Source organism: Gemmobacter denitrificans, from assembly GCF_036964905.1.
GTDB lineage: Bacteria > Pseudomonadota > Alphaproteobacteria > Rhodobacterales > Rhodobacteraceae > Gemmobacter > Gemmobacter denitrificans.
Genome location: NZ_JBALHR010000019.1, coordinates 46,916 through 57,795, shown reverse-complemented (window position 1 = coordinate 57,795; position 10,880 = coordinate 46,916). Strand labels below are relative to the sequence as shown.

General features: G+C 62.6%; 6 protein-coding genes. 5 read left to right on the top strand and 1 reads right to left on the bottom strand.

What is annotated here, in order from left to right; translation table 11 throughout:
- The 5 genes from V6590_RS19105 to V6590_RS19085 all read left to right on the top strand — a co-directional run.
- On the top strand, window positions 1-2,793 hold a 2,793-nt coding region (locus V6590_RS19105), incomplete at its 5' end, for an Ig-like domain-containing protein (RefSeq protein WP_335425298.1).
- A gap of 13 nt (window positions 2,794-2,806) precedes the next feature.
- Window positions 2,807-4,153, top strand: a complete 1,347-nt coding sequence (locus tag V6590_RS19100; protein ID WP_335425297.1) for a TolC family protein — start codon at window positions 2,807-2,809, stop codon at window positions 4,151-4,153.
- Window positions 4,154-4,176: 23 nt separating this feature from the next.
- Window positions 4,177-6,357: an ATP-binding cassette domain-containing protein gene (locus V6590_RS19095; protein ID WP_434063289.1), complete on the top strand. Its 2,181-nt coding sequence runs from the start codon at window positions 4,177-4,179 to the stop codon at window positions 6,355-6,357.
- 3 nt (window positions 6,358-6,360) lie between these two features.
- A complete protein-coding gene (locus V6590_RS19090) occupies window positions 6,361-7,542 on the top strand; it encodes a beta-barrel domain-containing protein (protein ID WP_335425295.1) in 1,182 nt (393 codons plus the stop codon).
- Between the two features lie 91 nt (window positions 7,543-7,633).
- Window positions 7,634-9,202, top strand: a complete 1,569-nt coding sequence (locus V6590_RS19085; RefSeq protein ID WP_335425294.1) for a calcium-binding protein — start codon at window positions 7,634-7,636, stop codon at window positions 9,200-9,202.
- Between the two features lie 40 nt (window positions 9,203-9,242).
- Here V6590_RS19085 and V6590_RS19080 read toward each other — a convergent pair whose 3' ends face one another.
- Window positions 9,243-10,877 carry an AMP-binding protein gene (locus tag V6590_RS19080; protein WP_335425293.1) on the bottom strand — a complete coding sequence of 545 codons (1,635 nt, stop codon included), beginning with the start codon at window positions 10,875-10,877 and terminating at the stop codon, window positions 9,243-9,245.
- Window positions 10,878-10,880 lie beyond the last annotated feature (3 nt).

Below are 10,880 nucleotides of genomic sequence, written 5' to 3'. Positions count from 1 at the left end.
CCCACGGACCCGACTGATCCGACCGATCCCACGGACCCGACTGATCCGACCGATCCCACGGACCCGACTGATCCGACCGATCCCACGGACCCGACTGATCCGACCGATCCCACGGACCCGACTGATCCGACCGATCCCACGGACCCGACTGATCCGACCGATCCCACGGACCCGACTGATCCGACCGATCCCACGGACCCGACTGATCCGACCGATCCCACGGACCCGACTGATCCGACCGATCCCACGGACCCGACTGATCCGACCGATCCCACGGACCCGACTGATCCGACCGATCCCACGGACCCGACTGATCCGACCGATCCCACGGACCCGACTGATCCGACCGATCCCACGGACCCGACTGATCCGACCGATCCCACGGACCCGACTGATCCGACTGATCCGACTGATCCCACGGACCCGACCGATCCGACTGATCCGGTTGACCGGGCTGAACCGACCGTGGATCACCCGGATTCGGAAACCACACTGACGACCAACACCGAAGACCCGCGCCTTGTGGTGACGGGGACCGGCGAGCCGGGCGATACGGTTGTGGTGGTGATCGGCGATCAAAGCCAGACCACCACCATCCGCGATGATGGCACCTGGGGTGTGGTGTTCCAGGATGAGAACTTCCCCGCTGACGGGGATTACGAAACCGTGGTCACGGTGACCGGCGGCGGGTTCACCTATGAACTCGATGGTCCGGGCTTCCTGATCGACATGACACCGCCGCCGGTCGATGCCACCCAGGGCGTCGTGGCTGTGGGGGATATCGAAAACGGTGCCGAATATGCCGACGGTGTCACCATCGCCGGCACCGGTGAAGCGGGCGCCAGCATTCTGGTCGAGGTGAATGGCCACAGCCATTCCACCACGGTCGGGGCGGATGGCACCTGGTCGGTGACCTTTGCGACTTCGGAGATCCCGGAAGGCGAACATGTGTTCGACGCCACGATCACCTCGGCCGATCCGCTGGGCAACGTGACGGTGATCACCGAACAGGTGGCCATCGACACCTTCACCGAAGTGGCCTTCGACGCGACGCTCATCACCGGTGACGACATGATCAATGCCAGCGAAGCTGGTGGCGAGATCACCTTCACCGGCACCTCGCAGGCCGGGGCCAGCATCGTGGTGGAATGGCTGGGCCAGACCGTCAACACGGTTGCCGGGGCCGATGGCACCTGGTCGGTGGCCTTTGCCGCCGGTCTGGCTTCGGGCACGGTGAATGGCAGCGAGCTGACCGTCACCGCGACCGATGCTGCGGGCAATACTGCGACCGATACCCGCACGGTGAACATCGACACCGAAATTTCGGGCGCGATCGACGCCACGCAGATGGGTGACAACTATATCTCGGGTGCCGAACATGGGGCCACCGCGGGTATCACCCTGACCGGCACCGGTGAGGCGGGCGCGACTGCGGTTGTGACCTTCGCAGGTCAGGAACAGACCGTGGTGATCGGTGCCGATGGAACCTGGAGCGCGACCTTCACCAATGCGGGCCTGCCCACCGGCACGACCCAGGCCGAAATCGGCCTGACCGTGACCGATGAAGCCGGCAACAGCACCTCCAGCACCCAGATGATCGACATCGACACCGAGGTCGAACCGCTGACGGTGGCCGACACCGATACCGTGACCTCGGCCAACATGGCCGAAGATCTGGTCATCACCGGCACTGTGGAATCCGGGGCACGCGAAGTGCTGGTCAAACTGGCCGATGGCTTCTGGCACCGGGCTGATGTCGATGCCCATGGCAACTGGTCCGTGGCCATCCCGGCCAGCGAACTGACACCGGGCGAAAGCGATCCGTCGATCACCGTCCGCGCCACCGATCATCTGGGCAATACCCGGGATGAAACCGGCACGGTCCATATCGACACGCTGGTGAACCGGCTGGAACTGACGGGCGAAGTGGCGGGCGACGGCATCATCAACGCCGCCGAACACAAGGCCGGTGTGGTTCTGGAAGGCTTTGTCGAAGCCAACTCGCTGGTGCGGGTGGAATTCGAGAATGGCAGCTTCAAGGAAGTGCGGGCCGGGGCCGATGGCAAGTGGAGCGTGCGCTTCAACGCGCAGGAAATCCCGACCGGCAACAGCGTCAGCCATGACATCCGCGTTTCGGCCACCGACAGCGTCGGCAACACCGATTTCTTCATCGAAACGGTGACGATCGACACGGTTGCACCGCTGTCGCCGGAAATCGTGGCAATCACGCCGACGAAGGATGGTCTGGGCAATGCCATCGGGATGCGCGCGCTTTACACCGAAGCGAACGATGACACCTATACCTTCGACCGGATCGGCGCCGATGGCACCGTCACCCGGCTGGATGTGACCGAAACCGACAATGCGGCACGGGGTGAAACCGAATTCTTCTTCGGTTCGGGCAATACCGTGCCGGATGGCAGCTATCTGGTCATCAACAACACCGATGTGGCCGGGAACGAATCCTCGACCCTCTTGATCGTCAACACCACCAATTCGGTGGAGGTCGATCTGGACCGCACGGGGCTGGATGCGATGGATCTGGCCGCGATCGACCTGACCTGGGCACCCGATGCCCAGCTGACGATCAGCGCCGAGGATCTGGACCGTCTGACCGGGCCGGACAAGACACTGGTCATCAAGGGCGACCGCTTCGACGATGTCAAACTGGATGGCGAGTTCGTTCAGTCGGGCACCGAAACCATCGAGGGCCAGAGCTATACGGTCTACACCCTGGGCGAAGGTCGCGGCACGCTTCTGATCGACGACGACATCAACACGTCGCCGCTCTGATCGGAGGAGCCAGATGCCCAGAGCTCGCGGTGAAAAAGTCGGAACCGGGGCCCTGCGCCCCGGCCCGGCCCTGATCTTCATGCTGGCCCTTGGCGGCTGCATGGGCACCGATGGGCCGGGGGTTTCCAAATTCGGCTTCGGGGCGGGTATGCGCCCCGATCAGGTGCCCGGCCCGCAACTGCAGCAGGCCGGGGCTGAACGGCGGTCGGCGATTGTCGATGATCTGGTGTCACGCCGGTCGATGTTGCCGACATCCGGCCCCTATGCCGAGGTCGCCCGCGCGGTGACCGAGGCGAATGCCGGCGTTGCCCGTGCCGAATTGCGTGTGGCGCGGCTGAAGGCCGAAGCCAAGGCGAAGAACTGGTTGCCCAAGATCGGCCCGCGCGTCAGCCTGACCGATCTGGGCGCTGTTGCGGCCTCCATGCTGATCGAACAGGCGATCTTTGATGGCGGTGCGCGCAAGGCCGAACGGGCCTGGGCTGCGGCCGATGTCGAGGTTGCGGCGGCAACCTTGTCCGCCGATGCCAATACCCGCGTTCTGGAAGGGCTGAGTCATTACATCCGGGCACAGCGCGCACGCGAACAGGCGGTCCTGTCGCAGCAGGCCGTTGCGCGGATGGCCGAATATGAACGGATCATCACGATCCGCGCCGATGGCGGCATGGCCGACCGGTCGGAACAAGGTGTGATCCAGCAAAAGACGCTGGAATTGCGGTCGCAGCTGTCTACCGACCGCTTTACCGCCGAACAGGCGATGGCCGAACTGAACGCCATGGCCTCGCGCCCGCTGGATGGTCTGTCGGGTCTGCAGCCGCTGCCGCGTGATCCGGGGGCGCCCGAGCCGGTTTCGGTGGTCAAGACGCGTGCCGAAGCCACCCGCAGTCTGGCCGAGGCCGATATGGCCCGCGCGGGCTATACCCCCGGGCTCAGTGCCACCGCGACGATCGACAAGGATGACGGTCTGACCAGCGGTCTGACGCTGGGGCTGCAAAATTCGCTCGGGCTGGGCACCGGGGCCGAAATCGCCGCGATCAACATGACCGGCGATGTCGTGGACCGCCGCATCGCCCGCAGCGCCGAAGAGGCCAACCGCCGCATCGTGGCGTTGCAACATGAAATCGCCACACTGGAGGCCCGTCAGGCCGAAGGGGCCATGGTGTTGGCCGAAACCGAAGCGACGCTACAGATGTTCACCGAACAGTTCAAAGTGGGGCGCCGCCCGCTGATGGAACTGGTCGGCATGTCTGAAACCTATTCCGGGCTGGCGCGCAACCAGGCCGGGCTGAAATATGAAATTGCCCTGAAGCGGCTGGAGATCGCACGCGACAGGGGTGTGTTGGTGAACGGGACGGAATTGTGAGCAACCAGGTCATCGCCTTTGACATGAATGCAAACCGGGGCAGCGCTACGCCGCCCGCGCCGCGTCCGTCTGCGCCCGCGCCTGCCCCGCGCGCCAGCGAAAAGGCGTTGGCCCGTGCCAATCTGACTGCGATCTATCTGGGCCTTCTGGGCTGCGACATTTCCACCGCCGATCTGGTTGAACAGGTGGAAAAGGTGGTGGAAGGCGATCAGCCCCCCGGTCTGCCGGAACTGGCCCGCGCCATTGCTGCGCTGGACCTGACAGCCCGCGTGGAACATGCGCCGCAGCTTTTGCCCGCGCTTTGGCCGGGGCTGGTGCAGATGACCTCGGGCCAGATCGTGCTGGTTCTGGGCCAGGATGACAGCCAGATCACCATCTATGACCCGTCGCTGCCCGACAAACGCGCCGAAGTGGCGCATGACGATTTCAAATCGGTCTATGGCGGCATGGTGCTGCGCGCCCGCCCCACGCTGAAACAGCTGGAAGACCGCCATGTCGAAAACGCCCGGCAGCCGCATTGGTTCTGGGGTGAATTCCGCAACTATCGCAAGCAGTTGACCGAAGTTGCCGCCGGTTCTCTGGTGGCCAATCTTCTGGCCGTGGCCATCGCGCTGTTTTCGCTGCAGGTCTATGACCGGGTGATCCCGCATCAATCGCTGCCGACGCTGTGGGTCCTGGCTTTGGGCGCGCTTCTGGCGGTGCTGCTGGAGGTGATGCTGAAGATCGCCCGGTCCACCCTGATGGATGTGACGGGCCGGCGCATCGAACTTGCGGTGCAGGAACGGCTTATGGAACGGCTTCTGGGCATGAAGCAAAGCCCCGGCAGCCGCGCCCCTTCGCAGACCTTTGCCGCGATCCGCGAATTTTCGGCAGTGCGGGAATTCTTTACCTCCACCACCATCGGCACGCTGGCCGATCTGCCGTTCCTGCTGATCTTCTTTGCGCTGGTGGCCAGCATCGGCGGCAATCTGGTCTGGATTCTGGTGCTGGGCGGCATTGCCATGGTGCTGCCGGGGATATTGTTCCAGAAAAAGATGATGGCGCTGACTGCCAGCAATCAGGGCGCATCGGCCCGGGCGGCGCGGCTGCTGTATGAAGCGGTCTATGAACATGAAACCGTCACCACCCAGCGGGGCCAGGACCGGATTCGTCGCACCTGGGCCGAGCTGTCGGCGGTGTCGGCCGTCAAGACTTCGGAACAGCGGCATCTGTCGTCGATCCTGACCTATTGGGCACAGGCGGCGCAGCAGCTGACCTATATCGCCGCCGTTGTCTTTGGTGCCTATCAGGTGTTTGCGGGCAATTTCACTGTGGGCACCATCATCGCCGTGGGCATCCTGACGTCGCGGACGCTGGGCCCGCTCAGCCAGGTTTCGGCCACGCTGGCCCGCTGGGCCAATGTGCGCGAGGCGCTGAATGCGCTGAACACCATTGCCGAGGCACCACAGCAGGAAGAGGCCGGGCGCAGCTATCTGCGGCGCGAAAAGATCACCGGCAATTTCGAACTGCGCAATCTGGAATTCCGCTATGACGGGAAATCGAGCCCCGTGGTCGATATCGCCGCGCTGGCGATCCGGCAGGGGCAGCATGTGGCGGTTCTGGGGTCGAACGGATCGGGCAAATCCACCTTCCTGCGGTTGCTGGCAGGGCTTTATGAACCCAGTGCAGGCCGTATCCTGCTGGATGGGGTTGATCTGGGCCAGATGCACCCGCGCGATGTGCGCCGCAATATCGGCTATCTGGGGCAGGACGTGCGGCTGTTTGCGGGCACCATCCGCGACAACCTGAATCTGACCCAGCTGGAACGCGATGACGACCGGCTGTTTGCCGCGCTTGATTTCGCGGGGCTGGGGCCCTTCGTGCGCAATCATCCGCGCGGGCTGGATCTGGAAATCAAGGAAATGGGCGAAGGCCTGTCTGTCGGGCAGCGCCAGTCCATCGGCTGGGCGCGGCTTTGGCTGCAAGACCCAAGCGTGGTGCTGCTGGATGAACCGACCGCAGCGCTGGATCAGACGCTGGAGGCCACGCTGGTCAGCCGGCTGAAGGGCTGGCTGGAGGGCCGCACGGCGGTAATCGCCACCCATCGCGTGCCGATCCTGCAACTGACGGACCGCACGCTGATCCTGCAGAACGGCAAGATGGCAGTGGATGGCCCGCGCGATGCGGTGCTTGCCCATCTGTCAAAGGCACAAACCCGGGGATAAGGCATGAGCATCGCGACATTCGACGACGATTTTGCCGAAAAGAACCGCCGCCCTTCGATGATCATCTGGCTCATCGGGCTGGCGGTTGCGGTGTTTCTGGGCTGGGCGGCCATCGCCTGGGTCGCAGAGATCGTGCATGCGCCGGGCACGGTGGTGTCATCGTCGCGGCCGCAGATCATATCCAACCTGGAAGGTGGCATTCTGGCGTCACTGGATGTCAGCGAAGGCGATATCGTCGAAGAAGGCCAGGTTCTGGCCCGGCTATATGGCACGCAATACCAATCCGGCGTGGATGACCTGCTGGATCAGATCGCCACGCTGGAAATCCGTCGCGCCCGGCTGGAGGCCGAAGCGATCGGCGTCGTGGATTTCGAGATTGCCGAAGAATTTTCCAAGCGGGTGCCCGATATCGTCGCCTCGGAAACCGCGCTGCTGAATGCGCGGCTGTTCGATTACAAATCCAAACGCGAAGGTGCCGAAGAGGTTCTGCTGCAATCGCAGAACGAACTGGATATCCTTGAAAAGATGCTGGCGCTGGAAGTCGCCCCGCTGATCGAGGTGACGGCGGCGCGCAAGGCCACATCCGAGGCCGAAAACCGCCTGAACGATGTGATCACCCAGATCGAACTGGATCGCGCGACCACCTATTCCGACACGCTGGCCAAGCTGACCACGCTGCGCCAGCAGTTGAAGACGGCGCAGGATCAACTGGATCGCACCGTGCTGATCGCGCCGATGAAAGGCGTGGTGAACAAGCTTTCGGTCACCACCATCGGCGGCGTGGTGCGCCCGGGCGAAGAGATCTTGCAGATCATCCCGCTGGAGGACGAGCTTTATATCGAGGCACGGGTGAAACCGCAGGATATCGCCTCGGTCCGCAAGGATCAGGATGCCACGATCAAGCTGACGGCCTATGATTACACCATCTTCGGCACGTTGCAGGGCAAGGTGGATTTCATCTCGGCCGATACGTTCAAGGATGAACGGTCGCGCAATCCCGATGGCGACCCGCATTACAAGGTCACGGTGAAGGTGGACCTGACGCAATTGACCGAACGCCAGCGCGCCCTTGAAATCCGCCCTGGCATGTTGGCCGATGTGGAATTGCAGACCGGTGGCAAGACGATCCTGACCTACCTGACCAAGCCGCTTTACAAATCGCGCGAAGCGCTGCGTGAACGCTGATCCTGGGCGGGCGGAGGAAACCGCTTGCCAGACTGGATATCGTGTTACGATCTCTCTGTGATTCATTATCACGATTTTCAGGGGGAATAGCATGGCACGAGTAGAATTTACGGAAGCCTTCAGCAATCTTGGCCCATGGCCGGGGCGCCTGCTGGAAGATGATGGTGGCAGCACTATCGTCACCCGTTCTGCAAAGAACTTTGTCTTTCGCTTTGGCGAAGATCATGATTTTGCAGGATATACCGTGCGCGTCGCGGGGCGTGGGTTCAGCTATGACAGCGGCGAGGCGATCGCTGGCACCATGACCGGCATCACCTTTCAGGATGCCAGCGGCGCGACGATTCTGACCATCAGAAGTATCAATGCCTCGGCCTTTGCGGCTGATTTCGCGCAATTCTTTTCGAATGTCTTCGGCAGCCGCGTCGGTGACAACGATGGCCCGAACCCCGATGCCAATTCCGCCTGGAGCCATCTGCTGGCCGGGAATGACACGTTCATTGGCGGCGATTTTCGCGACAGGCGCATCTTGCCCGGCGTGAATGGCGGAAATGACACGTTCCAGATGGGCGGCGGTGATGATCAGATGGGCGGGGGCATCGGCAATGATCGCTATGATGGCGGTGATGGCAATGATGTGATCACATTCCGTGAAACCACCTACAACGTCGGCCAGACGGCCATTCAGGGGATCGAGGTTGATGTCGCCGCGGGCCGCATCATTGATGCCTGGGGCGGGACGGACACCTTCGTGAATGTCGAACGGTTCGAAGGCAGCCGCTTCAATGATACGTTCATCGGTGATGGGGCGCGGAACGAATTTTCCGGGTTGCGTGGCAACGATGTGTTCATTGGCGGCGGCGATCAGGACCGGCTGCATTACGACAATGATTACTGGCAGGGCGGTCGGCGCGGGATCGTGGTCGATCTGCAAACTTCGGTCGATGGGCAGGGCCGCATCAAGGGCACCATCCGCGACGGGTTCGGCAACCGCGATACGACCTATGATATCGAACGTGTGCGCGGCACAAGGTTTGATGACAAATTCGTCGGCTCGACCCAGAACAACAGCTTCTGGGGCGGCGAAGGCAAGGACAGCTATGATGGCGATGACGGGTTTGATTCCGTCCGTTTCAACAGTCAGTTCACCGATACTGCCCTGGGTGGCATCAACATCGATCTGACCCGGCGGACCGGGCAGGTGATTGATGACGGGTTTGGCAATACCGAAACCATGACCAATATCGAATCCGTGATTGGTGGCTGGCAGGCCGACCGGATGAAGGGCAACAGCGCCGACAACCAGTTTCAGGGGGGTGAAGGGGCCGATACGCTGATTGGGGGCGGGGGGAGCGATACCTTCTATTTCGATGGCACCTATGAACTTGACGCGGCAGATACTGTGACCGATTTCCGCACCGCCGCGGGGGCAAACCGTGACTATCTGGCCTTTTACATCGAAGAATTCGCCGGGATGACCGATACGGTCAATCTGGTGAATGGCACACGCGCGACCAGCGCGCAGGGCCAGTTCATCTTCAACCGTGCAAATGACACCCTGTTCTGGGATGCCGATGGCACCGGATCGGGTGCCGCTCTGGCCATCGTGCGCCTGACCGGGGTGAATGCGCTCAGTGCCGACAATATCCTGTTGTGGGATTGACAGGGCAGGGGGGGGGCCGGTTTTCCGGCCCCCCCTGCCATCACTGCCCGTCGCGCAGCCGGAACCGCTGAATCTTGCCGCTTTCGGTTTTGGGCAGCGCATCGCGGAACACCACGGAACGCGGATATTTGAACGGCGCGATCACCGCCTTCACATGATCCTGCAGCATCTTCACCGTGGCCCCGTCGCCGTTGACGCCGGGTGCCAGCACCACATGCGCCTCGACGATCTGTCCGCGTTCGGCATCGGGCGCGCCCACCACCGCACATTCGGCCACATCGGGATGGGATAGCAGCGCCGCCTCCACCTCGGGCCCGGCGATGTTGTATCCTGCACTGACGATGATGCCGTCGGTGCGGGCGGCAAAGTGGAAATAGCCTGCCTCGTCCTGCCAGAAACTGTCGCCCGTCAGGTTCCAGCCGTTGTGAACATAGGCGCGCTGCTTGTCGGCCGCGGCCATATAGCGACAGCCGACCGGCCCTTTCACCGCCAGCCGCCCCATTTCGCCGCGCGGCATTTCCTGCCCGTCCGGCCCCATGATCATTGCCTGATACCCGGTGACCGGCCGTCCGGTGCAGGCTGGAAAACTGTCGCCAAAGCGGTTGGTCAGGAAGATATGCAGCATTTCCGTCGATCCGATGCCATCCAGCATCGGTTTTCCGGTCTTGGCCACCCATTCCTCGTAGACCGGGCCGGGCAGGGTTTCCCCGGCGGACACGGCGGCGCGCAGGCTGGACAGATCGGCCCCTTCCTCCATCGCGCGCAGCATCACCCGATAGGCGGTTGGCGCCGTGAAACAGACCGTCGCGCGGTATTTCTGGATGATTTCGATCATGTTGGGCGGTGACGCATTTTCCAGCAGTGCCGCCGAAGCGCCAAAGCGCAGCGGAAACACCGCCAGACCGCCCAGACCGAAGGTAAAGGCCAAGGGGGGCGAGCCTACGAAAACATCCTCGGGCTGCACATCCAGCACCTCCTTCGCATAGGCATCGGCGATGATCAGGATATCGCGGTGGAAATGCATGGTGGCCTTGGGTTCGCCCGTCGTGCCACTGGTGAAGCCGAGCAGCGCCACGTCATCGCGCCCGGTCGGCACGGCCTGAAACTTCACCGGTTTCGACAGGGCGATCCGGTCCAGTTCCGCATCGTGATTGGCCGTACCGTCAAAACCGACAACGGTTTTCAGAAACCGGCTGCCCTTGGCGGCATTTGCCAGTTCATCCATCAGCCTTGTGTCACACAGGGCATGGCTGATTTCGGCCTTGTCGATGATCTTGGCCAATTCCCCGGCCCGCAGCATCGGCATGGTGTTCACGACCACAGCCCCCGCCTTGGTGGCCGCCAGCCAGCAGGCCACCATGGCCGGATTGTTGGCCGACCGGATCAGAACCCGGTTGCCGGGCTTGACCCCGTAATCCTCAACCAGCGCATGCGCGATACGGTTGGTCCAGTCGGTCAGTTCCTTGTAGGTCCGCATCCGGCCATTGCCGATCAAGGCGGTATGGTCGCCAAAGCCGCGCGCCACCATGGCATCTGTCAGCTCTACCCCGGCATTCAGCCAGTCAGGATAGGCGAAGGGCCCAAGATCGATGTCGGGCCACAGATCAAAGGGGGGCAGGTTGTCGCGGGTGAATGTGTCGCTATGGCCAGAAGGCCCGAGTTTCGGTTCCAGCATCGG